Source organism: Bacillus cereus group sp. BfR-BA-01523, assembly GCF_022662615.1.
GTDB classification, from domain to species: domain Bacteria; phylum Bacillota; class Bacilli; order Bacillales; family Bacillaceae_G; genus Bacillus_A; species Bacillus_A mycoides.
The window spans coordinates 1-25,097 of record NZ_JAKUDX010000017.1; the positions used below are offsets into that span (position 1 = coordinate 1).

The following is a 25,097-nucleotide window of genomic DNA, read 5'->3' on the forward strand; positions in this document are numbered from 1 at the left end:
AAACTTCTATTATACTAATACGCTTGATAGAAATACGATTAATGCTGTTAATACTACCGCTCCACTTGCTGATCCTACGAAGTCACCTTTTGTTACTTGTAATACTTGCTCTTTCATATCTTTCATTCTCCCTTCATTTATCTTTTGTTACAAAACTTCTATTATACTAATACGCTTGATAGAAATACGATTAATGCTGTTAATACTACCGCTCCACTTGCTGATCCTACGAAGTCACCTTTTGTTACTTGTAATACTTGCTCGTTGTTCATAATTTTCATTCTCCCTTCTCTTATTTTTGTTACAAAACTTCTATTATACTAATACGCTTGATAGAAATACGATTAATGCTGTTAATACTACTGCTCCGCTTGCTGATCCTAAGAAGTCACCTTTTGTTACGTTTAATACTTGCTCGTTGTTCATATCATTCATTCTCCTTTTTTATAAGTTATCTATATGTAATTACTAAGAAATGATTAGTTCATAGTTTTCATGTTAACGTTACATTGAAATTAATTACGTAACGTTTGTAACACTAATGTAACATAACTATTATTACGTTGCAATATAATTACGTAAATTTTATTACACTTTTTTTACGTTTTTTTAAATTAACACTCAAAAACCTTGTTTTAATGCGTTTTCTACTACAATCATATTTGTAACACTAGTGTAACATTAAGGTCATAAAGCGAAATATAATATTATTCATCTCTATTTTGTTAAAAACCAAAGTGAAACTTTAATCAACGAGAGTTCCATTCCCTACTAATTATTCCCCTCACCAATCGCACTTTTACTAGAAATTAATGCGGGATAAAATACTATCTTTCCAAGATAAGTTTATATGTTTCCTCTATATAACTATGTATAATGGAAACAAAGAGGTGGTCATTTTGAAATTAATCGCACTAGATATGGATGGTACACTACTATCATCTAATCTTGAAATCTCCAAAGAGAACTTACAAGCTATCCAAACCGCAAAAGAGGCTGGTCATATTGTAATGATTTGTTCTGGCCGCGCGAAAGAGGATGCTTTGAAATTATTGGAAGAATATAAACTATCTCTTCCAGTTGGAGCAAGCAATGGGGCAATTGTTTATGTAGACGGAAAAGTAATTAACTCGCGTTGTTTACAAAATGATAAAGTATACAAGCTTGCAAAATTACTAGAATCTGAAGGTTTTCCATATAAGTTGTACACAAATAAAGGGGTTTACTCTCCTTATACATGGCAAGATCAAGTTATGCAGGCATTCGAAGAAAACAAGCATACACTAGATGTTACACTTGAGGAACTTGAAAGAATTACAGAAAAACAAAAGAAATCAAACTTAATTACTGATTTCCAAAAAATCGAAGATGTCGTAAATAATCCAGAATTAGAAATATCTAAATTCTTTATTTTGACATTTAATGCTGCTCATCGTTCGCAGCTATTGCAAACTTTACAAGAAGATACGGATATTTCAGTTACGGCATCAGCTCCTACTAATGTAGAAATTATGGATAAGCATGGCCATAAAGGCAATGGTTTGCAAGAAATGGCAGCTTATTTCAATATACCAATTGAAGATACTGTTGCAATCGGCGATAACTTTAATGATGTGCCAATGTTACAAGTAGCTGGCTTATCAGTTGCAATGGGAAATGCCGAAGAAGATGTCAAAAAACTATGTGACGTTGTAACATTAACAAATAATGAAAACGGTGTTGCTCATGCAATTGAGCAATTTGTATTAAAACAAACTTCATCTAGTAAATAAAGTTCAACTTTAATCAGAGGCGGGGTTCCTCTGATTATTAGTTGAACCAATCGGGCTTTTACGGGCAGTTAATCTCCCACCTAACTTCCCCGCATGTGTCGAATTTTCAGGTGGGAGTCTTACTGCCCGTTAATGCGAGGTAAAAAAAGGACTCTTTCACATTTTGAAAGAGTCCTTTTCTTTTACACATGATGACAAGCAACAAAATGATCTTCACCCACATTACGGAATTCTGGTACATTCGTTTTACAAATATCTGTAGCAACGGGGCAACGTGTATGAAAACGGCAACCTGATGGTGGATTTGCAGGACTTGGAATATCCCCTTCTAGAATAATCCGTTCTCGCTTAACCGTTGGATCCGGTATTGGCACTGCTGATAACAATGCTTTTGTATATGGATGAAGCGGATTCGCAAATAACTCATCACGTGATGCTGTTTCCACAATAGTTCCTAAATACATAATTCCAATTTTCGTACATAAGTGCTCCACAACACTTAAATCATGTGAAATGAATAAATAGGATAATCCCTTTTTATCCTGTAATTCACTAAACAAATTAATGATTTGCGCTTGAATAGATACATCTAATGCCGCAACAGGCTCATCAGCCACAATAAATTCTGGATCTAATACCATTGCCCTTGCAATAACGATACGTTGACGTTGCCCACCGGAAAACTCATGAGGGTACCGGTCAATATGATACGGCGCTAAACCACATAACTCCAATACTTCTATCACCTTTGCACGGACATTTTCTTTCGTCGCTAGTCCGTGAGCCAACATTGGCTCACCAAGCGCTTCTCCAATTCTCATTCTTGGATTTAATGAGCTAAATGGATCTTGAAAGACGAGCTGCATATTAGGACGATGCTTTCTCAGCTCTTCTTTTGATAAAGCATGAACATCTTGACCTTTAAATTTCACTTCACCTTCTGTTTTTTGAACGAGACGGAGAATTGTTTTTCCTATCGTCGTTTTCCCACTTCCAGACTCTCCTACAAGGCCAAACACTTCTCCTTTATCAATTGTAAAGCTTACCCCATCTACCGCTTTCACATGTCCAATCGTTCTACTAAATACGCCGCCCTTAATCGGAAAATACGTTTTTAAGTTCTTCACTTCTAATAATGGTTCACTCATTGCCCAGCACGCTCCTCATATAACCAACAAGCTACTTTATGATCCTCGTCATGCACATTAAGATTTGGCGCTTCATTTTTGCATATTTCCATGCAATGTTCACAGCGACCACTAAAGTAGCAAAACTCATCTAAGCCAACTAAATTTGGAACTTGCCCTGGAATAGAATAAAGTTTATCTGTTCGTTTCCCCATTACTGGTTTTGATTTTAGCAACCCTTGCGTATATGGATGTTTCGGATTTTGAAATATCTCTAGTACCGGTGCCTCTTCAATAACTTTTCCACCATACATAACGACAACATAATCGGCCATTTCTGCTACAACACCTAGATCATGTGTAATTAATAAAATCGATGTTTTAAATTCCTCTTTTACTTGCCTTAGTAAATCTAATATTTGCGCTTGAATCGTAACGTCCAGAGCTGTTGTCGGTTCATCTGCAATTAATAACTTTGGATTACAACTAAGTGCAATAGCAATCATAATACGTTGTAACATACCACCGCTTAATTCGTGCGGATAAGAATGGACAATTTCATCAGCACGAGCAATACCAACTTTACGAATTAATTCAATTGCTTTTTTGTATGCTTCGTTTTTGCTAAGTAGTTCATGCTCTCTTAACGTCTCAACAATTTGCTCTCCAACAGTAAAGACCGGATTAAGCGATGTCATCGGTTCCTGGAAAATCATCGCGATATCATTTCCTCTTAAACTACGAAGTTCTTTCTCTTTCATTCCTAAAAGACTTTTTCCTTCATAAAGAATATCACCACCAACGATGCCGCCAGATTCAGCAATAAGTCCCATAATAGATAAAGCCGTTACACTTTTCCCGCAACCTGATTCGCCTACTACACAAACTGTTTCACCTTCTCGAACTGAAAAGCTAACATGATTGACAGCCTTTACTGTACCTTCTTCCGTCTGAAAGTGTGTTTGTAAATCCTTTAGCTCTACTACTGCTTTACTCATGCTTCCTCACCTACCGCTTCATCTTTGGATCTAATGCATCACGAAGTGCATCGCCAAGTAAATTAATTGATACAACTGTTATAAAGATTGCAAAACCAGGCGGAATCCATAACCACGGACGCTTTTGGAAATCGATTAATGAGTTTGCTGCACTAATCATATTTCCCCACGATGGTGTAGGCGGGACAACGCCAAGTCCTAGGTAACTTAGTGCAGACTCTCCTAAAATAGAACCTGCAACACCTAATGTGGATACAACAATTAATATCGGCAGAACATTTGGGATTAAATGATATACAATTTTCCGGTAATCGTTTATCCCGAGTACATCAGCAGCTTGCATAAACGATTGTTCTCGCAGCGATAAAATTTGACCTCGTACGAGGCGTGCAAGTCCTGGCCAACCTACTAAACTTAAAATGATCATAATGACATAAAGACGATAATCAGATGGTACTTTCCATTCTGATAAAATAGCTCCCATTATAATAAGTAACGGTAATCCTGGCATCGACATTAAAATATCCGCAAGACGCATTATAATATTATCGACGATACCACGGTAGAAACCTGCAATCGCTCCTAATAAAGCACCTAGTATAACGGATAACACCATTGAGGCTAAGCCAATTGTTAATGAAATCCGTCCTGCTTGCATAAGCCTCGTTAAAATGTCTCTTCCTAATTGATCTGTGCCAAGCCAATGAGAAAAACTAGGTGGTTTGTTAATTAGCGTAACTTGTATTTTTCCTGATGCATACGGTGAAAAGAATGGACCAATAAAACAAAATAAAAACATAAAAACTAATGCGTAAAATCCTATAAGTGCCATTTTATTTTTCTTTATCCTTTTAAAAGCTTGCCTCCACGGCGATGATTCATTCCTTCTTTTCTTTTTTTCTTTTTTTTCCGTAGTTGCTGTAACAGTTTCCATCTCTTTCCCCCCCTTACTTCAACCGAATACGTGGATCAACAACTGCATATACAATATCCGCTAAAAAGTTTGAAACAATTGTCAAACACGAAAGAAACATCGTAAATGCCATTAATACCGTATAATCACGAAAATTTAATGCTTCTAATTGAATATTACCGATACCTGGCCAGTTGAAAATTTGTTCTATAATAATTGCCCCTGAAAACAACCCTGGTAATTCAAATGCAAGCAATGTAATAGCCGGCAAAATTGCATTTTTTAATGCATGTTTATAAATAACGGTCTTCTCCTTTAAACCTTTTGCTCTAGCCGTTCGAATGTAATCTTGCCGTACAACCTCTAACATACTCGTTCTAAAATAACGAGTTAATGAGCCAACTCCAAGAAGAGTTAAAATAAATACGGGTAAAACCATATGCTTTGCAACTTCTATTCCGTAAGCAAGCCCAGTTGAATTACTCCCAACATCAATCATCCCGCCTATCGGTAACAGCTTAAAGTCAACCGCAAACACTTTAATTAAAAACAAACCGATAAAGAATGAAGGAAATGACATCGCTGCAAATACACCAATTGTTACAAGCTTATCGAATAAAGAATGTTGCTTTGTCGCTGAAAATACACCGATAATAAGTGCAATTAGCCAAATAAAGAACAATGCAATAATCGCAACAATAAACGAATTCCATATAAATTTATTTAATAATGACGTTACAGATTCTTGATATTGAAGAGAAAAACCAAAGTCCCCCTGCAATGCATTACCTAGCCAGTGAAAATATCGCTCAACAATTGGTTTATTCAATCCATACAATTCCCTAAGTTCAGCTGCTCTTTCCGGTGTAATCTTCGGGTTTGAATCAATATAATCTCCTGGAAGAAGTGCGAACAGGAAGAAGATAATAATCGATGTCCCCAACAGTGTAGGAATCATTTGTAACAGCCTACGAATGATATATGTTTTCACCCTTTTTCTCTCCAATCTTATGCTTAAAATAGAAGAACATTTTTTCAAAGCGGCACACTACTTGCCGAATGAAAAAATGTCTTCTACTTATACATTCTTCTCGTTATTTTTCGATAGATAGAGCTGGTAAGTTTGCACTAATACTATTGTATTTTTCAGGGTCAATTCCTTTTATATTCCCGTTATAACCAGTAATTGTTCTACGATAGTTTAATAGAATTACTGGTGGATCATCACTTAATTCTTTATACAGTTCTTTATAGATTGGTTTACGTTTTTCAATATCTACCGTTTCAATACCCTTTTGAATTAACTCATCTACTTTTGCATTTTTATAACCAAGACTCTTCTCATTGACACCCGACAAATATTCACCAGCTGTTTCACTCGGATCACTTGTAATTGGTGTCGAAACAGAAGCTAAATCATAATCACCTTTGTTTACCTTCGAAAGCATAGTATTAAAGTCCATAAATTCAGGGTTAAATTCTACACCTATTTCTTTATAATTCTCTTTTGCAATCGGAATTAATAAATCGCTATCTTTAGCCGAACTTGGGCCGAAATAAGAAAGCTTTAATTTTTGACCCTCTTTTTCACGAATTCCATCCGAACCAACTTTCCATCCTGCTTCATCTAATAATTTTTTCGCTTTTTCTTTGTCGTATTCATATTTATTAACTCCTTCTTCCGTATAAGCCCAAGAAGTTGGATGAATTGGTACATTAGCTACCGTACCGTATCCTTTCAATGCTGTATCAACATATTTTTTACGATCTAATCCGTAAATAAGTGCTTGACGAACCTTTTTATCCTTTAAGTACGGCTTATTATTATTCATATAAATATAGCTAAATGACGCTGCTGTTTCGATTTGGATATTTGCAAATTCTAAAGCCTTAGCCTGTTCAAGAACTTCGTCACCAGTACCTAGGCCAGTGTAGTCAACCTCACCTGTTTGGAATAATTGAAGCTTCGTATCACCAGAAGTAATTTTATAAATGAAGTTTGGAATTTTTGGTTTACCCGCATAATAATTTTCATTTGCTACAAATCGCACTTCTTGCCCTGGGATATACTTTTCAAATTTATATGGACCCGCAGCTATCGGTTTTTCATATAACGCTTTTAAGTAATCTAAGCTTGTATTTTGTTTGTAATCTTTTCCATAATAAGCTTTTGATAATACCTCTCCACCTAAGGCTGTTAGTGCCTGTGAATTAACTTTTTCAGTTGTAATTTTAATTGTCTGTGGATCAACAACTTGAATTCCTTCAATAGAAGTTGCTTTTCCTTCTTTATATTCTTTACCACCTTTAACAGCATATTGAGAAATGTCTTTGTCACCCTCATATGCCTTATCATGTAAAAGCGTCAATGTGAACGCTACATCATCTGCTGTTAATGGTGAACCATCGCTAAATTTCAAATCTTTACGTAAATGGAATGTATATGTTAACTGATCAGAGGAAATATCCCACTTCTCAGCTAATTCTGGAGTTGGTTTTCCTTGTTTATCTGTAGATACAAGGGATGCAAAAATAACTGAAGTGACGTTTCCATCCCAACCATTTTGTTGGAAATATGGTAAAAATACGCCGCCTGGTTTACTAATGCCAACTACTAACGTATCTTTTCTATTCTTCGCTTTATCTGGTACTTTCGTCTTATCTGTCGCAGCAATATTTTCAATTTTTATATTTTTTAAATCTTGCTGTTTTACTGGTTCTGTAGAAGCCGTATCCTCCTGTCCCCCACAAGCAGATAACACAAGCGAACTACTCAGTAATACCGAAAATACACCAGCCCATTTTTTTGTCTTTTTCTTCATTGTCCCCACCCTAACTTTTTTTTAATAATTACACCTTATGAACTGCTTGCCTAATGTATGCCTCCCACAGCAACATTTTATAGCCAATCGGAAAAGTCGGTTTTGGTTATAAAAAAATAGTTGTTTTTGAGGGGTAACAATCTTATTCCGACCTTTCCGGTAGACTTTATGGTTATTAGCTTATATCTTTCAGTATATTTTGTCAATTATTTCTATATAAATATTTCGATAATTCCCCAAAAATTATTGAGCAATATTCAATTTAGGTAAACTTAACAAAATACCATTATAATTATCTTCTTGTAACCCTTGAATTCGTGCATTATGTGCAGACACGACTTTACTATTGTTTAAGAAAATAACAGGTGGATCTTCACTTAACTCTTGATATAGTTTTTTATAGATCTCTTTTCGTTTTTCAATATCCAATGTTTCTAATGCCTGCTTAGCTAATTCATCTACTTTCGGATTATGATATCCATCATAATTACGCTTACTTGTCGAAACAAACTCCTCAATTGTTCCGCTCGGATCATCAATCATCGGTGTGGAGACCATCGCTAAATCATAATCTCCTTTAATTACCTTGGAAATCATCGTATTAAAGTCCATGTATTCAGGATTGAAATCTACCCCAATCTTTTTATAATCCTCCTTCATAACGGGGATCATCACATCATTGATTTTACTTGCAGAAGAAGCAAAATAACTTACCTTCAATTTTTGGCCATCTTTTTCACGAATACCATCTGATCCAGCTTTCCACCCAGCTTCATCGAGCAATTTCTTCGCCTTTTCTAAATTATATTCGTATTTATTGATTCCTTCTTCTGTATACGCCCACGAAACTGGTGTAATTGGTACATTAACGAGTGAAGCGTATCCTTGGAAATATGTATCAATGACCTTTTGACGCTCTAATCCATAAATAAACGCTTGGCGTACACGTTTATCTTTAAAGTATGACTTCTTATAATTCATTTTAATGTAACCGTATGAACTTCCCGTATACACATTAACATTAGCAAAGCCTAACTCTTTTAATTGTTCAATCGTCTCCGCATTTGTCGTGAAGCCATCATAATCTACTTCGCCCGCTTGAAATTGTTGCAGCTTCGTATCACCTTTTGTAATTTTATAAATAAAGTGCTCAATCTTCGGCTTACCTTCAAAATAATTTTCATTTGCTACAAAACGAACTTCTTGACCTGGAATATATTTATCTAGTTTATAAGCTCCTGCTCCCATCGGTTTTCCATATAACTCTTTTAAATACTCTAAATTCCCTTGCTTATATTCTTTACCGTAATAAGCTTTTGATATAACTTCTCTACCAATTAACGATAATGTTTGGGCATTTACCTTTTCAGTTGTAATCGTAATTGTTTTCGGATCGATGACTTGAATCCCCTCAATAGATGTAGCCTTTCCTTCTTTATATGCTTGCCCACCCTTTATTGCTGTTTGGCTTATGTCCGTTGCACCACTATAAGTTGGATCATGTAGTAAAGTTAATGTAAATGCTACGTCATCCGCTGTTAACGGTGAACTATCACTAAACTTTAAATCATCTTTCAAATGAAACGTATATGTAAGCTGATCCTCCGAAATATCCCATTTCTTCGCTAGAATTGGAATTGGTTTCCCCTCCTTATCCAATCCAACGAGAGGAGCAAAGATAGCTTGTGTTATATTACCATCCCACCCATTTTCCATAAAATGCGGAAGGAATATCCCGCCAGGGCTCGGCATTCCCACTACAAAGGTATCCTTTCTTTCTTTTGCCTTTGCTGGACTTTTTGCTTTGTCACTCGCTTTAATAAACTCATCTTTTACTTTCGGCATCTTTGTTGCTTCATTTGTACTTGTCTCTTCTTGAGCACATCCTGCTAATAAAACCGATGTACTAAGAAACGTAAAAAGTAACCCTTTAAAAACCTTTCGCATAATTCTCACCCTTACTTTCCTGTTTTTTTATTAAGTGGTAACATAACGCCCATTCTGTAACTATCTTTACTTTACCTATAAAAATAGTATGAATTAATTTCAAGATTATTCCTTTTCACTAGTTATGTCAATCCTTGCTAATTGATGTCTTTCAAAAAATAAAAAACACCTTCTATTACCTAATAGTCCCGCATAGAATAATAACAATTAACTACCAAGAAGGGGGCGAAAATATGGACAACCTATTCCAATATGTCCTGCACTATGTATTATTAACAATCATAATAGTCGGGGCGTTATTACTATTCCCTTTCTTCCCAAAGTTCGTCCTCTTTTTAGCTTTTTTTATTATGCTCGGGATCGCTATTATAATTTCAACAAGGGAAGATACCACACAAAAAGAAAGCAGAGTTCAGCGCGTAAAGCTGTAACTCTGCTTTCTTTTTTCAGTCATAACGTATTCTTGTTAAACCAATTACGAAAAATACTCCTGCAAATAAAATGAGTATACCAATATATCCTCCTATATCAGCTAATGTACCTCCCCTTACAATTAACTCAGTAAAGCCACGCATCGCCCACGTTTGCGGAACAAAATTTGCCGCCGCTTGCATCCATGAAGGCTCAATTTCAATTGGCCAATAAAGACCACCAATCATACACGTTGAAATTACAACGATATTCCCTAGTGCGGACTGCTGTTCTGTTGTTTTCACGATACTTGCCAATAATAAAGCTAGACCAATAACCGCTAATAGCAATACTGAAACGAGTGTAATAACCCCTAATAAATTTCCCCACTGCACATCAAATAATGAATGCGTTAATATCATTAAAATACCAAATTGAATCCACCCTATTAAAAAGAAGGAAAGGATATATCCTGCTAGTATTTGAACTTTTGAAACTGGTGCCCCTAATAAACGAGACCAAACACCAAGTTGTCTAGCTTTCAAAATAGTTCCCGTCGCACTTAACATGACAATCATGACGAATAGAATTGAAAAACCTGCCGCTCGCCCTGTAACGTTATTTAACTTTTGATCATCGTGTAAAATCAATTCTTTTTGAATCGAAACAGGATCTATTTTTGTATAAATTGTTTCATACATCGTTTCCCACGAAGTGTTACTTTTCTTCTCAAAATCTCTTGCTGCACTAACTTCTATCTCCATCTTTTTTAATGCACTTGCTAATACTTGCTCTACAGAAGTTCCACCCGTAAAATCAGCACTGGCTTGAAATTGGATATTTTCTACTTTTCCATCTAGCATACTCTTTTGAAAATCTTTCGGAATGATGATTATACCAGATGCTTTCTTATCTTCGATCCTCTGTGTCCCTTCCCTATACGTTACCTTTTCTATAGAAATTAAATCACTTCTCTTTATTTCCTCATAATACTTGCCGGATAATACAGAACCATCTTTATCTACTAAACTAATATTTACTTTCTCATTCCCACTTCCGCCTAAAAGTCCACCGAATATGAGTGTAAAAATAATAGGCATTCCAAACATGAGTATATAACTTTGTGGCTTAATTAAAATTTGTTTTAATTCTAGCCAACAAAGCGCCCAAACTTTCTTCATCATTTCCCCTCCTATCTCGTACGTAAACGTAACGTTCCAATCATAACGGAGATAATTCCTGCACTACATAAACTTAAAATGACAGGGAATAGCACATCCCAAGATGTTCCCGACATAATATTTAAAAAGCTCTTAAGTGCCCATTTATTCGGAGCAATATTTGCAACTGTTTGAAGTGTATCGGGAAATACGTAAATCGGTAACATTGATCCTCCTAATATAGCTAGTATTTGAATACCGATTCCCCCCATTAAATCTGCCGTTTTTTCCTCACGAATAAAAGCGGCGATTAACATAGATAAACCAGAAACACAAATTGCATAAGAAATTCCCAACACTACTATTTGAGACACATCTTCGCCCCATTCCACATGAAACATAAAGCGTGTAGCAACTATAAATATTCCAAATTGTATACAGGCAAATAGTAATGTACCTAAAAACTTCCCGAATAAAATTGAAAATGAGCTCGTCGGTGTACTGAACAAACGCGCCAACGTTTCAGTTCGTTGCTCTGTTACAACTGACTTTGCACCTACTGTTATGTTATATAGTAAAAACATGACTAACATTGCTGCTGCATAATATTGCATCGCTGCAACTGTTTTTTTGCCTACCGTTCCTTTTTGGATGTTACCCACACTTGCAGTTGCTATCGTCTGTAGACTTCCACTTACCTCTTTTGCAACTTGTGCTACATCACTCTGCTGAGATTTTGCTAATTCTGTTACAACACTTTTAGTAGATACTGCGACTGTTTGAACACGTTCTGAAAAAGAGCGGATCATTGACTCAGCAATTTTTGCTTGTATATCTTTTGATGGGTCTATAAGCACCTTTGGTTCTTTTAATTTTCCATCTTGTACTTGTTCGCTCCATTTATTTTGGATGACAATTCCTACATCTATTTTCTTTTCCTTTAACATATCTTCAAGCTCTTCCCGAGAGTTAACTACCTTTACTTTCACATCATCTTTTATTTCTTTAGATTGCAATACATCTTTTTGAAAGACATCTGCAAACTCATCCGTTCCCTCTTGATAATAGCCAATTACTGTTTTCGGTAGTCCACCACTCTCAAATACATTACTTAATGCTGAACCTAAAATAGCCGTTAATACAAGTGGCATAATTAACATCATCATAAATCCGCGCCGATCAATTAAACGGATTTTTAAATCTTTCCATGCAATAATGAAACTTCTCATCTCGTACTAACCCCCTTAATCACGAAGTGAACGTCCTGTTAATTGTAAAAAAAGTGCCTCTAAATTCGGTTCTTTTACTTCCAGTTTTAAAATTTGAGCTTTGTTTTCAACAACTTCTGAAACAACTATGCCAATTGCCTCGCCACCATTTAGTCCAATATCAATCGTGCTACTATCTTCGTCAAAAATAATCCGCTCAACAACAGGTAGTGCCTTCAACTTTTGTAGCAGTTCCGTACTGTAGCGATTTAATTGCAATTTCACCATAAACCCATCTGTTAGACGATTACATAGCTCTCTTTTCGTTCCTAGTGCAATTACCTTTCCATGATCAACGATGGCAATTCGCTCACATAAATACTCAACTTCTTCCATGTAATGACTCGTATAAATGACCGTCATACCTTTTTCATTTAACTTTTTAACAGTCTCTAAAATATGATTTCTCGATTGCGGATCAATCCCGACTGTCGGTTCATCCATAATTAATAACTCTGGTTCGTGCATAAGTGCTGCACCAATATTAATACGCCTTTTCATTCCACCTGAAAATGTTTCAATTTTATCCTTCCCCCGGTCCTGTAAACCGACGTAAGCTAACACTTCCTCTGCCCGCTCTTTTGCAACTTTTCCATTTAAACCGTACATCTTTCCCCAGAAGATTAAATTTTCCTTTGCTGAAAGTGTCGGATACAGCGCAATGTCTTGCGGGACAATACCGATTTTCTTTTTCGCTTCTAATGGATACTTTTTTACAGATTTCCCACCAACTTTTATATCACCACTATCGTATGGAATTAACCCGCAAATCATTGATATCGTCGTTGATTTCCCCGCTCCGTTTGGTCCAAGCAATCCAAATGTTTCACCTTTTTTCACTTCAAAAGAAACATTCTTTACGATTTCCTTCTTGCCAAATGATTTCGTAATATGATCTATGACTAACATATTGATTCAGCCCCTTTGTATTCATCTACACTTTCAGTGTAGAAAAATTTCTTCTTCTCTCCATCACCCTTAAGATAGAAATACAAAATAAAAAAGCAGCAAATTCTGCTGCTTTTTCACACTTATATATGCCAAAAGTCATGTGTACATCGTGACGCCATACCTTACTGCGTATATTGCTGCTTGTGTTCGATCTCTCAGTTCTAGCTTACTAATCAAATTAGAAACATGATTCTTAACAGTTCCCTCTGTAATAAATAGCTTTTCGGCAATCTCTTTATTATTTAACCCCAGTCCAATTGCTCTTAAAACATCTACTTCTCGCTCAGTTAATTGTTTTAGTTGTTCTGGTGGGTTACACTCTACTGCCACTTTCGTCTTTTTTAATTCCTCTATAATTTGTGCTGTTATATCCTGAGGAAGCACAACCCCGCCACTATGCACCGTTAAAATTGCTTGCGCGATTGCATCTGTCTCCATATCCTTCAATAAATAACCACTCGCTCCTTGCTCTAATGCCTCAAAAATAAGCTCACTATCACTAAAAGTTGTTAACATAAGAACCTTTATATAAGGAAACTTTTCTCTAACTAAACGAGTTCCTTCAACACCATTCATACGAGGCATCCGAATATCCATCAAAATAATTTCAGGCTGTAATTGTTTCACCTTTTGTACGACTTCATCCCCATCACTAGCCGTCCCTACCACTTCCAGTTCCGGACGTAAATTTAATATCATTGCCAATCCATCACGAATCAGTGATTGATCATCAACAATCATAATTCGAATCATAACGCTCCCCCTATTACCCATGTTTTTTCTCGGAGTGGAAATTCGATTTTTAGGCGAAAACCTTTTTCTATTTCACTCTCAAATTGAATGATTCCACCATGCTCCTCTACACGTTCTTTCATATTAAGTAAGCCAAATCCAGGGCTTACTTCATTGACTCCCATACCATTATCCAAAATACATAACTTAACTTGTTCCACTGAACAAACTAAACTCACTTCACATAAACTAGCTTTTCCGTGACGTTTTGCATTCGTTAAAGACTCTTGCATAATACGAAGCAACGTAGGCTGTAGTGACAACGGAATCAAAACCGGATCTCCTTGTAATTGAAAAGATACTTGTACTTTCGTCACTTTAGAATATCCATGTAACATTTCACGCATATTCTCTATTATGTTCCCTAGTTTACTTTCCTCTTTTAAGGCATGCACAGAAGCTCTCACTTCTTGAAGTGATTTTCTAGCTAACCCATGGCATGTATGTAAAACCTCTTCTGTAGCGTCCGATTTTTGTTTCCATAAAACCTCCGCCAATTGTAACTGAACAAGTAATGCCGTCATATTATGACCAACAGTATCATGAATTTCTCGGGCAATATCATTTCGCTCCCGAACAGCTGTCAATTCTTCTACCTCTTTTGCATATAGACGTAATTGCTCATGTGCTTCTTTTAAAGCAGTATGAGATAATGCTAATTCCCCATATTGCTCATCTACCATTTGCCGAGCAGCTGTAAGTTTTTTTATTAAGTTTCCAGCTAAAGCACTGAAAATGATAAACATAAAGTTAATTGCATTACTCTCCAATTCCAGATTCTCTGTATGTTGATACGTATGTAGTATATTTATAAACCAACAAAGAAAGAAAAAAGCGATAAAAAAATAAGTCATCCTTTTACGCCAATCATGAATAAATAATCCTACCGCATCAATTCCAAATATAATTAAATACAAACATGTCTCGGGAAATAAAAACCCTAATAACGCTGTGACAATACCGTTTGTGAGCAAGGTATAAAAAACAAGTTTCCTACTCCCTTTTGCTTTTACAAGCAAAATATGATTCACAATATAAATAAAAAGTGCAATACCGACAAAAATTTGTAAATTTTCTGTTTCACGTGAAACATGATTTGCGTAAACTAAGCAAATCATGACGATTGTAGCAATCCGCGCATATCCTAACATAAAATTCTCCCCACGTTTTAGTGACCTAAAGTGTATTCTCTTATCACAGCAATAAGAAAATTATACCAATTTTTCTACTTTCATTATACTAAAAAGAGCAAGCTCTCTCCCAAAATATGAGGAAACAACTTGCTCTTTTTCATTCTATTTTCTTTACTCCACAATATTCTCTAACTCATTATATAACTCCGCTCGTAAAAACTCTTTTTTCTTTTTTTCTTCATATAATTGTTCAAGCATTTCAACATCAACTACATTTTCCATTTTACATTCGAGTGCATATATATCTTCTTCTATATGCATTAACTCATTTTCAACTGCCTCTAAATCCCTAGACTTCTTCTTTTTTATAGGCATTACTTCTAACGCTTTATTCCCTTGCTGTTGCTGCTTCTGTTTTATTACCTGTTTCTCAATTTTTTCTTCCCACTTTTGACGAGCCCATGCATAGTTCCCTGCAAACTCAAATAATTTGTGCTCATCAATCCAATATGTCTTTTCAAACAATTTATTTAAGAAATAACGATCATGTGAAACAGCTAAAATCGTCCCATTATATTGTTCAAGGGCCTCCTCTAAAACTTCCCTTGATTCAATATCAAGATGATTCGTCGGTTCATCTAAAATAAGAAAGTTAACATCTTGATACATAAGTTGCGCGAGCCTTAACCTCATTTTTTCTCCACCGCTAAGTTGTGTTACTTTCTTAAAAACAGCTGGACCATAAAATAAGAAACGAGCTAATATATGTCTTGCTTCTCCCTCTGTTACAGCCACGCAATCTCTGAAAGCTTCCAATACATTGTTCTTCATATTCCCGTACGCATGTTGCGATAAATAACCGATTTTCACACTACTACCAATCCGAATTTCTCCAGCATCTTGCTGCATTTCTTTTAGTAATAGTTTTAATAACGTAGTCTTTCCTGTACCATTACGTCCAACGATAGCTGCGCGCTCCTGAAAACGAATATGCAAATTTACTTTCTCGAATAAAGATCGTTCATCAAATCCTTTACTCACTTCTTTCATTACAACAACATCTTTCCCGCTTCTCTCTTGCCCTTCAAACTGAAGTCCCATCTGTTTTCTATCCAAAATGGGTCTCTTTAGTTTCTCTATGCGCTCTAATGCACGTTCCATATTTCTGGCTCTCTTATGCAATCCTTCATTCGGCGGATTCGCTTGATTTGCCCATTCACGTAGACGCTTAATTGCTTCTTTCATTTTCTTTATTTTCTTTTGCTGTTCTTGATACGCTTGAAATTCTTGAAGCAGCCTTTCTTCCTTTTCCTCAACAAACTGTGAATAGTTCGTATGATATACGTGAATTTCTCCATCTTCTAAATCAAAAATTTTCGTTACAACTTCATCAAGGAAATAGCGATCATGCGAAATGACCATAACTGTTCCTGTATATTCTTTTAGAAATTGCTCTAACCACTCGACTGCAAATAAGTCCAAATGATTTGTTGGTTCATCTAACAAAAGTAGATCTGGTTTCTGCAATAGCATATACGCAAGGCTTACTTTTGTTTGTTCTCCACCACTTAACTCCATAAATGATCTTGGAAATAGTTCCGTCACCTGTAGACCATTTGCTACCTTCATAATATTCGCTTCTATTTCATAACCACCGAGAAACGCGTACCTTTCTTGAATTACTCCGTATCTCTCCATCAATTTTTGTAAAGCAGATGATTCCTGTTCTTCCGCCATATTTTTTTCTAAAGCATGCATTTCTATCTCCAACTCTTTTTCCTTTTTAAACGCGGAGCTTAATACATCATATACATTCATTTCATTGTTAAATTTTGGAATTTGCGCTACATGACCAATGCGCGTACCTTTCTTCACATGAATAGCCCCTGCATCCAAACCCTCAATTCCTGTTAAAAGCTGAAAGATAGTTGTCTTCCCACTACCGTTACGACCAACTAATCCAATACGTTCTCCATTCTTTATTTCAAGCGATATATTTTCAAATATGATGTTTCCACCAAAAGATTTCTTTACATTATTTACACTACAAATTGTCATTTTCCGTACTCCTTTCAATATAAAAAACCATGGGAAAGAAACATTCCCCATGGTTTTTGTCATAGAAAAAGGAAGCCAAATAGCTCCCTTTTCACACGTTTATCAAAAATGGGTGAAGAGACTTCTATCGTTCAATAGCTACTATGCAATTGTTAAAAAAGGGCATACGTATCCCGTTAACAACTACATCATGAAAAATCGCACGACAAATATAGATATAATCTAAAAATTTTGCGCGCGTAGCTAAAGAACATTTCATCTCATTCACTCCTTTCGTACGGAATTTAATACTTACTTCTTTATTATACTTCCCCGATTTATGTTTGAATAGTCATTTTTCTGAAAATAATAAAGATAGACTAAACATTTCAATAAGTGACATCAAATCTTACAAAACTGTTATGTTCACGTAATGGAAAGCGATAGTACGAAAAGATACCTCCCTATACAATAAAGATGTAAACAAGAGAGACAAAAACAAGGAGGAAACAATCATGATGAAAGAAATCGTAAAAGCAATCTTTGAGGTATTAGTGAACGGACAAGCAGTTGTAAAAGAACTAAACGAACTATAAAAGGGAGGAAAGAACTATGATGAACATGGTAAAAATGATCTTACATGCTTTAGTTGATGCGAAAGCAGTTAGCCAAGAATTAAACCAACAATAAAAAGGGGTATATGAATATGAAGAAAGCCATTATTGTAATCGCAAGTACAGCAATTGCCTTATACACAATAAAAAATAGAAAAAAGAAACAAAATGAAAATGCTCTATATTATCCATACACACTATTAAAGAAAAAATAAAAGACAAGGTACCCTATTGCAATGAGGATATCTTGTCTTTTATTTTTCCCTATTCCCTTTAAAGGATTTCCTTCTCCTTTTCCCGAATGTATTAAGCGGGATTTTACATATATTTTAAAGGGGCATAAATACAAATGGATACACAACAACTATATTTTTTAAACGATATCGGTAAACAAAAACCAGAAAGTATTCGGAACAGAAACACTGCATGTCCTTTTTGTGACAGAGAAAATTTAACGGATATTTTAGCAACTGAGGGCTCTATTATTTGGTTAAAAAATAAATTCCCTACATTACAGGATACCTTTCAAACCGTGCTAATCGAAACAGATAATTGCGAAGACCATATCGCAACATATACAGAAGAACATATGAGAAAACTAATTCGCTTCTCTATTCTCCATTGGTTAAACTTACAGGAAAATGAAGAATTCACTTCTGTGATTTTATACAAAAATCATGGTCCATTTTCAGGCGGAAGTTTGCATCATGCACATATGCAAATTATCGGAATGAAACATGTAGACTATCTTGAAAATATTGAGGAAGCAAATTTCCAAGGGGTAATTGTTCAAAAAAATAAACGCATTGAACTCAACATTTCAGAGCGTCCTATTATTGGCTTTACTGAATTTAACATAGTCATTGAAGATATTGCATTTATAGATGAAATGGCAAATTATATTCAGCAAACTGTACGTTACATACTGACAGATTTCCATAAAGGATGTAGTAGTTATAACTTATTCTTCTATCATCTAAATGGAAAAATCATTTGTAAAGTTGTTCCTAGGTTTGTCGTTTCACCGTTGTATGTAGGATATAAAATACCTCAAGTTTCTACAAAACTAGAAGATGTGAAAATACAACTAGCGCAGTATTTCATGAAAGAAAAGGATGAAATTATTCATAAAAAAACAGAGTAGGTATAGAAAACCTACTCTTTGATTACACCTTTATTTCGATAGTATACATCCTCTAATCCGATGTTATACTTCATATTGTTATCCGTCCACTCTGGTCCTAAATTCCCTGGCCATCCAGATGTATTCGCTATATATTTCAGTAATGCAAAATCAGTCAAACCTTTTTGCACCCCGCGCTTATAACCTTTCATTAAATGCGGCATTGCAATTTGCGCATTTGTACGTGGATCTTTCAGCTCTTCATCAGTTAAATGATCTGGCGCAAGCCCACCACCGCGGTGTAATTGAAACAATCCGAATGAAGTTCCGTTATCTCCAACACTTCTTGGATTTAACCTACTTTCGTGTTCGGCAATTGTAAGAGGTATCCATTCCGGAAGGTTTACTTTCTTTGCTTCCTCTATAATGATTTGTTTCATCTGTTTTGCTTCTTCTGAATCAACATAGCTTGTCTCATTCATTAGCTTACCCATTCCTTCAGACTTTCCTTGGAAATATAAATACACTCCAAGAACAACTAAAAATCCTACAAAGAATTTCTTCACTACCTCTACCTCTTTCTCCGCTGAAATTTGTCCCCTTTCAGCCTTTCTTTTACAATTACCAACACTCTATCATTCTCTTACCTTTCAATCATAGCAAATTACTATACATATTATCATCATGCTTTAGACCGATTTTGCGAAAAAAACATATGGTAAATACGTGCAAAAATGTAACTTACATGGACTATAACTTATTTCTTGTATATAATTGTAAATTGAATTCTATATATAGAATAGGAGCATAAATAAATGAAAAGAACTCTACTAATCTTTTTCAGCATTTTACTACTCATTCCTATACATACCTCTGCACAAACATCATCAAAATCAAAAGTACTCGTTTTGTATAGTACAGAAGACAACAAAATTACAAACAATGTACAAATCCTTAATACTCAGTTAGGGCACTTTACAAAAGATATAACAGTAAAAAGCTTAAAGGAAGTAAAGGAAAGTACTGAATCATCTTCTTATACACATATTGTTTATATCGGAGAGAAAAAAGAAGATTTTTCTATTGCAGCAAAACAATTTCTAGAAAACTTCTCAGGTCCCGTATTAGTTTTAGGACAAAATGTTGAACAATTATCTAATCGTTTTTCTTTCATTACCTCGAAAGAAACCGATATACGAATTCACACCATAGAATATCCGACTAACCAGTTAAAAAATGAATTACATGAAGAACGCTTAATGAAGAAAATTGAAACAAAAGGAACAACTCTTGCTTACGCCTTGAGTGCTGATGGAACTCATCCGTTAATCATTCAGCAAGGAACATCCTATTATGTTGCAACTCCAAACCTTTTCGATTGGATGTCTCATTACGTCGGTGAAATGTTATTTTCTTATTTCGGACAAAAACCTGAAACAAATAAAACTTCAGCTTATTTACGCCTTGAAGACGTTCATCCAGCTGTAGATGTAAAGCAATTAAAAGAAATCGCTGAATTACTAAAAGAGAAAAAGCTCCCTTATATGATTACCGTTATCCCTGTTTACAAAGATCCAGACACAGGAAAAACAGTACATTTAAGGGATAACTCTGAATTAATCGATGTTTTACACTTTATGCAAGATAATGGTGGCTCTATCGTTATGCATGGTTACACACATCAGTTTTATGATAGTGAAACTGGCGAAGGTTTTGAATTTTGGGATGTAAAAACAGATCAACCAATTCGCCAACCAAACCATGAAAAATCAAAAACAAAAAAAGATTTTCAGTCTACAGAAGACTATAATAAATACGTAAAAAACGGGAAAGCCTTCGAAGAAAAATATATTAAAGATCATATTGAAAAAGGGATTACAGAGCTTGTAGAAGCTAAATTATATCCAGTTGCCTTTGAAGCTCCGCACTATACAATGTCTCAAAAAGGATATGAAATACTATCACAATATTTTTCAACTTATGTAGGACAAATACAACTAAACGATACAACTTGGAAATCAATGCACTCACCGGCTTATATAAGTACACCGTCATTTTTACATGGGATGAAATTAATTCCTGAAACTGTTGGCTTTATTGAAGAAGGGAAGCCACAAGCTATAGCAAAAATGAAAGAACGTGCTTTATCTATCACTAAACTATCTGATGGAATTATCGGTGCATTTTATCATCCTTACTTGGGCGTTGAACCATTAAAAGAAGTATTAAAAGAACTAGAAAGTATTCCAAACATAGAGTGGATTGATTTACAAAAAGACATGAATGAAGTAAAAATGAAAGATATTCATATTACTACTAATAAAGAAGGCATTCACGTTGAAAAACCAACAAGTGCGAATGACATAATTGATTATATAAAACAATATGGGTTCTTCCTTATAATTGGGTTCATTATAATTGTCTTTCTTTTATTATTAAGACGTGCGAAAAAATTAGAGTCATAAAAAAACACCAAGCGAGATGCTTGGTGTTTTTTTATGACTCACTAACTTTATAAAATCGCACCGTATTCGCATATATTTGCTCAGTAACTTTCTCTACTGATATTTTTTTTATTATACTAATTTCTTGTAATACATCTTTTATCATATAAGGATGTGTCATCGTATCCTTCTGAAATTCCCACGGCCCATCTGTTTCTACCATCATATATTCAAGCGGGTAATACGAAACTATTTTTCTAATTTTCTCCTTATGTAAAACATCCGGTGTGATAGAAATATAATAACCGTTCCTCATCATCCGTTTCATTGTCTCTTCACTTCCTTTAAACCAATGAAAGTGTGCACGCGAAACTTTATATTCTTCAAGTAAACCGCATGCAATATAATTGGTAAATCGTATTTACTAGCTAGTTCCACAAACTTTTTTAACACCGCTATGTATGGATCAATAGCAATATTTTCATCTTCTTTCCTTAAATAATATGGCAAGCCCACTTCACCAATCGCAACAATTTCCTCTACATGATCTTCAATTAATTTATAAATTTGCTCACATTCCTCTTTATGAATCGGCTGCTCCGGATGAAAACCTATTGCTGGATGTACAAAAGGATATCGCTTTGCTAAAGATAAAGTTTCTAGACATGATTGATAATTCATAGATACTGCAATAAGCCCTTGTATCTCTTTACTGTTTTCCACATCTATAAATAATCTACTTTTCTCTTCATTCTCATATTGATCAACATGTATATGACTATCAATCAATTTCATCTTTATGCCCCCATAAAAAAAACAAGAAAGGGTCTTCCTTCTTGTTTTATCATCTATATTAGTTAACAATTAAATTTGTTATTATATCAAATAATCCAATGCATACTACGGCAACAGTAAAGTAGCTACAGAAATCTTTAATTGGAAACTTCACTACTTCTTCTTTACGCATCCCAGTTTTCTCCCTTCTTAATATATCCCTAATTATTTTTTATCTATTTGTATCTATTATGCAAAAAATATGACAAATTTACTATCGAATTAACTTACGTAAACCTTACAATGTTGTAAGGTTTGAAAAAGAGCCTCATCTAAATAGAGATGAGGGCTATTAAAAATTAGTTGGTTTTTCATTCTTCATTAACATTACAAACAGAAAGTGATACAGTGAGACTTTCTAGTTACACTATATGAAATTTACTATATTTTAACCATCGAATTACATTACAGAAGGCTTACATGTTTGTAAGCTATGTGTAATGTAATTCGATAGTTTCCCTTACCTATATTTCGTACAATAAAGTTAGAAAGTAAGCCAAATAAGAAGAATACTCACATAACCAAATTACATTGCTAGTAGCCGACTCTTCTTATACCTTTCACTCATGCTACTACAATGTACCCCCTTCCCCTTTATATAATAAGAAAAACCTTAGTCCATATGGACTAAGGTTTTTTCACGAACCTAAAATACCCCTACCTAGTATTTTTATTTTCGACAAAAAATAGGTGGGGGTATAATTCGCTATCTCATCGTTAAAAGTTTACTCTTCGCATTAATAGGAATATTTACAGCTTCAATTTCTTCAATTGCCTCGCCGTAGCGTCCTTTTGCGTACACCTTTAATGCTTCATCTCTCTTTAACATATGCTTAACAGTCTTCTTTATTTTTTGTTCTCTTCCACGTTCATCAAATGCAATAAATTCATATTCATACCATTCATCACCGACATGCTGACCAATCGCATCCACAATTGTATAGTATTCTTTCGTCGTATAAAGCGGATTATATTTATCAATAACTGGTCCAAGTTTCGTAGGTAGTAATACTACTACTATCACTACCATAGCTATTACAGTAGTAATTATTTTTTTCTTCATAATACTGATCTTCCTCCTCTGCAGGATACTTATACATCCATTCTAAAGAGCAGGAATTTAATCTACCATTCAATCCCATTACATTACCCTTACATTTTTGTAAGAATAAAGTTAAACTTTAATCAGCCCTCACCAATCGGGCGTTTACGGGCAGTTGATCTCCCACCTAACTTCTTTGCTCCAGCTGAATTTTGAGGTGGGAGTTCTACTGCCCGTTAATGCGGGATAAAAAAAAGATGAACGAATTTTCTCGTTCACCTTTTAGCTTGCTTTAAAGCCACCGCCAAGTACATCACGCACATCGTGAATGACAACGAAGGCATCTTCATCAACTCTACTAATAACTTGCTTTAACTTAACAAGCTCTTGTTTATTAATAACGATATATAAAACTTCTTTATTTTTACCAGTATATCCGCCGCGTCCTTCTAATACAGTGACACCGCGCGTCATGTTTTTCGTAATAGTCTCTCGAATTAAGTCTGGTTGATTCGAAATAATCGTAACAGCTGTTTTTGTATCCATACCTTCCACGATGAAATCAATTACTTTCGCTCCGACAAATACAGCTACAAGTGTATACATTGCCTTTTCTTGTCCTATTATAAATACAGAGCCAGCAATTACAACGATATCAATAATAAGTACACCTTTACCAACGCTCCAACCTAAATATTGATTTGCTAGTCGAGCTAAAATTGCCGATCCTCCTGATGTACCTCCAGCTTTGAACATACAGCCTAATCCGATACCTACAAATACACCAGCAAATAAAGCTGCTAGTAACGTATCACTATTTACTTGATATTCGATATGTTCTGTAACATATAAAAACAAAGATGTTTCCACAATACCTATAATTGTGTAAACCATCGTTTTCTTATCAAAAAATTTATAACCTACAGCTAATAAAATTGCATTCAAACCAAAATTCACAATTCCCGGTGACCAATCAAATAAATAGTACGTAACAACTGTTAAACCAATAATTCCACCCTCTGATAAACGGTTTGGAATTGCAAAGTAATTAATACCAATTGCGAATAATAATGAACCAATTGTAATTAGTGTTATTTCCTTTATACGTTGATTAACCATAGTTCATACCTCCCCCCATTTGACATTGTATCACTATCTCCTAGAGGTTTAGAAGTTGTTTTTATTCCGCATTTCCCCTCACAAAGACCAAGATATTATGTTTAAACAAAGGGGTGATTAATTATTCATATTCGCTCTAACTGTACGGACAAAGCGCTCCACATTCCCACTCTGAATATACTTAGCTCTAATGGTTTCATGATTACAAGTACATTCGAAATATGGATGGAAATCTATGTCATCTATATGCAAATACGAATACTCTTCAAATATCGCAGGATAGCACGGAAATTTCCCGTAAAATAGAAGACGTCTAGTAGTGGCAACAAAAATCCCATGTTGATAACATAAAGTAAAGTCATCCTTTTCAAATATCCCTACGACAAACGCTAAAATCTTTTCGTCATCCTCTACATATTTTTTCATACTTAATAAAAGCTCATTCATGCATATCCCTCCAAATTCTATTCATTGTTTTAACACTTGAAAAGAATCCATGGATTATTACAGACCGGTGTAACTCTTTTATAAAGTATGAAACGCGTTTCCTGTCAAAGACATTTCAAAAAATAATCCGTTATGTGATTATA

The 25,097-nt window shown here is 35.0% G+C and carries 25 protein-coding genes and 1 pseudogene; 5 read left to right on the forward strand and 21 right to left on the reverse strand.

Features of this window, described 5'->3' with window-relative positions; all coding sequences use genetic code 11:
- Window positions 1–9: 9 nt before the first annotated feature.
- The 3 genes from MR066_RS24475 to MR066_RS24485 are packed head-to-tail and all read right to left on the reverse strand — an operon-like array spanning window position 10 to window position 435.
- Window positions 10–126 carry a DUF3948 family protein gene (locus MR066_RS24475; protein ID WP_000654250.1) on the reverse strand — a complete coding sequence of 39 codons (117 nt, stop codon included), beginning with the start codon at window positions 124–126 and terminating at the stop codon, window positions 10–12.
- Window positions 127–161: 35 nt separating this feature from the next.
- Window positions 162–281 (reverse strand): DUF3948 family protein, encoded by a 120-nt coding sequence (locus MR066_RS24480; protein ID WP_000700010.1) that lies wholly within the window; start codon window positions 279–281, stop codon window positions 162–164.
- Window positions 282–315: 34 nt separating this feature from the next.
- Entirely contained in the window at window positions 316–435 is a 120-nt protein-coding gene (locus MR066_RS24485; RefSeq protein WP_002009865.1) for a DUF3948 family protein, read from the reverse strand.
- Between the two features lie 464 nt (window positions 436–899).
- Between MR066_RS24485 and MR066_RS24490 the strand changes: the two genes are divergently transcribed.
- Complete coding sequence (locus MR066_RS24490; RefSeq protein ID WP_002091393.1) at window positions 900–1,772, forward strand: Cof-type HAD-IIB family hydrolase; 873 nt, start codon at window positions 900–902, stop codon at window positions 1,770–1,772.
- A 182-nt stretch (window positions 1,773–1,954) separates the two neighbouring features.
- Here the strand turns inward: MR066_RS24490 and MR066_RS24495 are convergent, their stop codons facing one another.
- The 6 genes from MR066_RS24495 to MR066_RS24520 all read right to left on the reverse strand — a co-directional run bounded on the left by MR066_RS24495 (window position 1,955) and on the right by MR066_RS24520 (window position 9,579).
- The gene (locus MR066_RS24495) at window positions 1,955–2,920 is read right to left on the reverse strand and encodes an ABC transporter ATP-binding protein (RefSeq protein ID WP_242248807.1); all 966 of its coding nucleotides are present in this window, start codon (window positions 2,918–2,920) and stop codon (window positions 1,955–1,957) included.
- Window positions 2,917–3,897, reverse strand: coding sequence for an ABC transporter ATP-binding protein (locus tag MR066_RS24500; protein WP_002029422.1), 981 nt, complete (start codon window positions 3,895–3,897; stop codon window positions 2,917–2,919). Before MR066_RS24500 ends, MR066_RS24495 begins: the two co-directional genes overlap by 4 nt.
- 10 nt (window positions 3,898–3,907) lie before the next feature.
- Window positions 3,908–4,831, reverse strand: a complete 924-nt coding sequence (gene opp4C / locus MR066_RS24505; protein WP_002029421.1) for an oligopeptide ABC transporter permease — start codon at window positions 4,829–4,831, stop codon at window positions 3,908–3,910.
- A gap of 13 nt (window positions 4,832–4,844) precedes the next feature.
- On the reverse strand, window positions 4,845–5,801 hold the full coding sequence (locus MR066_RS24510) for an ABC transporter permease (RefSeq protein WP_002091399.1): 957 nt from the start codon (window positions 5,799–5,801) through the stop codon (window positions 4,845–4,847).
- Between the two features lie 103 nt (window positions 5,802–5,904).
- Entirely contained in the window at window positions 5,905–7,632 is a 1,728-nt protein-coding gene (locus tag MR066_RS24515; RefSeq protein ID WP_242248809.1) for an ABC transporter substrate-binding protein, read from the reverse strand.
- A gap of 243 nt (window positions 7,633–7,875) precedes the next feature.
- Window positions 7,876–9,579: an ABC transporter substrate-binding protein gene (locus MR066_RS24520; RefSeq protein WP_242248811.1), complete on the reverse strand. Its 1,704-nt coding sequence runs from the start codon at window positions 9,577–9,579 to the stop codon at window positions 7,876–7,878.
- 233 nt (window positions 9,580–9,812) lie between these two features.
- Here MR066_RS24520 and MR066_RS24525 point away from each other — a divergent pair, with 233 nt between their 5' ends.
- Window positions 9,813–10,010, forward strand: a complete 198-nt coding sequence (locus MR066_RS24525; protein ID WP_002115459.1) for a hypothetical protein — start codon at window positions 9,813–9,815, stop codon at window positions 10,008–10,010.
- A gap of 15 nt (window positions 10,011–10,025) precedes the next feature.
- Here MR066_RS24525 and MR066_RS24530 read toward each other — a convergent pair whose 3' ends face one another.
- The 7 genes from MR066_RS24530 to MR066_RS27340 form a co-directional block, all read right to left on the reverse strand.
- Window positions 10,026–11,171: an ABC transporter permease gene (locus tag MR066_RS24530; protein WP_242248814.1), complete on the reverse strand. Its 1,146-nt coding sequence runs from the start codon at window positions 11,169–11,171 to the stop codon at window positions 10,026–10,028.
- 11 nt (window positions 11,172–11,182) lie between these two features.
- Entirely contained in the window at window positions 11,183–12,379 is a 1,197-nt protein-coding gene (locus tag MR066_RS24535; protein WP_242248817.1) for an ABC transporter permease, read from the reverse strand.
- A gap of 15 nt (window positions 12,380–12,394) precedes the next feature.
- Window positions 12,395–13,327: an ABC transporter ATP-binding protein gene (locus tag MR066_RS24540; protein WP_242248820.1), complete on the reverse strand. Its 933-nt coding sequence runs from the start codon at window positions 13,325–13,327 to the stop codon at window positions 12,395–12,397.
- 138 nt (window positions 13,328–13,465) lie between these two features.
- Window positions 13,466–14,122 (reverse strand): response regulator, encoded by a 657-nt coding sequence (locus MR066_RS24545; protein ID WP_000619338.1) that lies wholly within the window; start codon window positions 14,120–14,122, stop codon window positions 13,466–13,468.
- The gene (locus tag MR066_RS24550) at window positions 14,119–15,312 is read right to left on the reverse strand and encodes a sensor histidine kinase (RefSeq protein WP_242248822.1); all 1,194 of its coding nucleotides are present in this window, start codon (window positions 15,310–15,312) and stop codon (window positions 14,119–14,121) included. The genes MR066_RS24545 and MR066_RS24550 overlap by 4 nt, the downstream gene beginning before the upstream one ends.
- 153 nt (window positions 15,313–15,465) lie before the next feature.
- Entirely contained in the window at window positions 15,466–17,352 is a 1,887-nt protein-coding gene (gene abc-f, locus MR066_RS24555; protein ID WP_201063719.1) for a ribosomal protection-like ABC-F family protein, read from the reverse strand.
- Window positions 17,353–17,476: 124 nt separating this feature from the next.
- Window positions 17,477–17,611, reverse strand: coding sequence for an RAxF-45 family protein (locus MR066_RS27340; protein WP_002139888.1), 135 nt, complete (start codon window positions 17,609–17,611; stop codon window positions 17,477–17,479).
- Window positions 17,612–18,031: 420 nt separating this feature from the next.
- Between MR066_RS27340 and MR066_RS24560 the strand changes: the two genes are divergently transcribed.
- On the forward strand, window positions 18,032–18,160 hold the full coding sequence (locus MR066_RS24560) for a hypothetical protein (protein WP_002029408.1): 129 nt from the start codon (window positions 18,032–18,034) through the stop codon (window positions 18,158–18,160).
- A gap of 134 nt (window positions 18,161–18,294) precedes the next feature.
- A complete protein-coding gene (locus tag MR066_RS24565; RefSeq protein ID WP_242248825.1) occupies window positions 18,295–19,089 on the forward strand; it encodes a DUF4931 domain-containing protein in 795 nt (264 codons plus the stop codon).
- A gap of 11 nt (window positions 19,090–19,100) precedes the next feature.
- Here MR066_RS24565 and MR066_RS24570 read toward each other — a convergent pair whose 3' ends face one another.
- Window positions 19,101–19,634 (reverse strand): transglycosylase SLT domain-containing protein, encoded by a 534-nt coding sequence (locus tag MR066_RS24570; protein WP_000713256.1) that lies wholly within the window; start codon window positions 19,632–19,634, stop codon window positions 19,101–19,103.
- 249 nt (window positions 19,635–19,883) lie between these two features.
- On the opposite strand from MR066_RS24570, the gene MR066_RS24575 reads away from it, so the two are divergent.
- Entirely contained in the window at window positions 19,884–21,533 is a 1,650-nt protein-coding gene (locus tag MR066_RS24575) for a DUF2334 domain-containing protein (RefSeq protein WP_242248827.1), read from the forward strand.
- A gap of 31 nt (window positions 21,534–21,564) precedes the next feature.
- On the opposite strand, the pseudogene MR066_RS24580 reads toward MR066_RS24575, so the two are convergent.
- From MR066_RS24580 to MR066_RS24595, 4 genes and pseudogenes are all read right to left on the reverse strand, one after another.
- A pseudogene (locus MR066_RS24580) lies at window positions 21,565–22,307 on the reverse strand (TatD family hydrolase).
- A 745-nt stretch (window positions 22,308–23,052) separates the two neighbouring features.
- Complete coding sequence (locus MR066_RS24585) at window positions 23,053–23,409, reverse strand: YxeA family protein (protein WP_002029403.1); 357 nt, start codon at window positions 23,407–23,409, stop codon at window positions 23,053–23,055.
- A 261-nt stretch (window positions 23,410–23,670) separates the two neighbouring features.
- On the reverse strand, window positions 23,671–24,507 hold the full coding sequence (locus MR066_RS24590; protein WP_002009911.1) for a YitT family protein: 837 nt from the start codon (window positions 24,505–24,507) through the stop codon (window positions 23,671–23,673).
- A 117-nt stretch (window positions 24,508–24,624) separates the two neighbouring features.
- A complete protein-coding gene (locus MR066_RS24595) occupies window positions 24,625–24,954 on the reverse strand; it encodes a PH domain-containing protein (protein ID WP_242248828.1) in 330 nt (109 codons plus the stop codon).
- Between the last annotated feature and the right edge of the window lie 143 nt (window positions 24,955–25,097).

What these genes read in the sequence shown, in the direction of transcription:
- MR066_RS24515 (WP_242248809.1), bottom strand. Translation starts at nt 7,632, where the DNA reads ATGAAGAAAAAGACAAAAAAATGGGCTGGTGTATTTTCGGTATTACTG.
- MR066_RS24485 (WP_002009865.1), bottom strand. Translation starts at nt 435, where the DNA reads ATGAATGATATGAACAACGAGCAAGTATTAAACGTAACAAAAGGTGAC.
- MR066_RS24575 (WP_242248827.1), top strand. Translation starts at nt 19,884, where the DNA reads ATGAAAAGAACTCTACTAATCTTTTTCAGCATTTTACTACTCATTCCT.
- abc-f (WP_201063719.1), bottom strand. Translation starts at nt 17,352, where the DNA reads ATGACAATTTGTAGTGTAAATAATGTAAAGAAATCTTTTGGTGGAAAC.
- MR066_RS24565 (WP_242248825.1), top strand. Translation starts at nt 18,295, where the DNA reads ATGGATACACAACAACTATATTTTTTAAACGATATCGGTAAACAAAAA.
- MR066_RS24480 (WP_000700010.1), bottom strand. Translation starts at nt 281, where the DNA reads ATGAAAATTATGAACAACGAGCAAGTATTACAAGTAACAAAAGGTGAC.
- MR066_RS24535 (WP_242248817.1), bottom strand. Translation starts at nt 12,379, where the DNA reads ATGAGAAGTTTCATTATTGCATGGAAAGATTTAAAAATCCGTTTAATT.
- MR066_RS27340 (WP_002139888.1), bottom strand. Translation starts at nt 17,611, where the DNA reads ATGAAATGTTCTTTAGCTACGCGCGCAAAATTTTTAGATTATATCTAT.
- MR066_RS24550 (WP_242248822.1), bottom strand. Translation starts at nt 15,312, where the DNA reads ATGTTAGGATATGCGCGGATTGCTACAATCGTCATGATTTGCTTAGTT.
- MR066_RS24530 (WP_242248814.1), bottom strand. Translation starts at nt 11,171, where the DNA reads ATGAAGAAAGTTTGGGCGCTTTGTTGGCTAGAATTAAAACAAATTTTA.
- MR066_RS24500 (WP_002029422.1), bottom strand. Translation starts at nt 3,897, where the DNA reads ATGAGTAAAGCAGTAGTAGAGCTAAAGGATTTACAAACACACTTTCAG.
- MR066_RS24595 (WP_242248828.1), bottom strand. Translation starts at nt 24,954, where the DNA reads ATGAATGAGCTTTTATTAAGTATGAAAAAATATGTAGAGGATGACGAA.
- MR066_RS24520 (WP_242248811.1), bottom strand. Translation starts at nt 9,579, where the DNA reads ATGCGAAAGGTTTTTAAAGGGTTACTTTTTACGTTTCTTAGTACATCG.
- opp4C (WP_002029421.1), bottom strand. Translation starts at nt 4,831, where the DNA reads ATGGAAACTGTTACAGCAACTACGGAAAAAAAAGAAAAAAAGAAAAGA.
- MR066_RS24540 (WP_242248820.1), bottom strand. Translation starts at nt 13,327, where the DNA reads ATGTTAGTCATAGATCATATTACGAAATCATTTGGCAAGAAGGAAATC.
- MR066_RS24475 (WP_000654250.1), bottom strand. Translation starts at nt 126, where the DNA reads ATGAAAGATATGAAAGAGCAAGTATTACAAGTAACAAAAGGTGACTTC.
- MR066_RS24585 (WP_002029403.1), bottom strand. Translation starts at nt 23,409, where the DNA reads ATGAAGAAAAAAATAATTACTACTGTAATAGCTATGGTAGTGATAGTA.
- MR066_RS24545 (WP_000619338.1), bottom strand. Translation starts at nt 14,122, where the DNA reads ATGATTCGAATTATGATTGTTGATGATCAATCACTGATTCGTGATGGA.
- MR066_RS24495 (WP_242248807.1), bottom strand. Translation starts at nt 2,920, where the DNA reads ATGAGTGAACCATTATTAGAAGTGAAGAACTTAAAAACGTATTTTCCG.
- MR066_RS24590 (WP_002009911.1), bottom strand. Translation starts at nt 24,507, where the DNA reads ATGGTTAATCAACGTATAAAGGAAATAACACTAATTACAATTGGTTCA.
- MR066_RS24525 (WP_002115459.1), top strand. Translation starts at nt 9,813, where the DNA reads ATGGACAACCTATTCCAATATGTCCTGCACTATGTATTATTAACAATC.
- MR066_RS24560 (WP_002029408.1), top strand. Translation starts at nt 18,032, where the DNA reads ATGAATATGAAGAAAGCCATTATTGTAATCGCAAGTACAGCAATTGCC.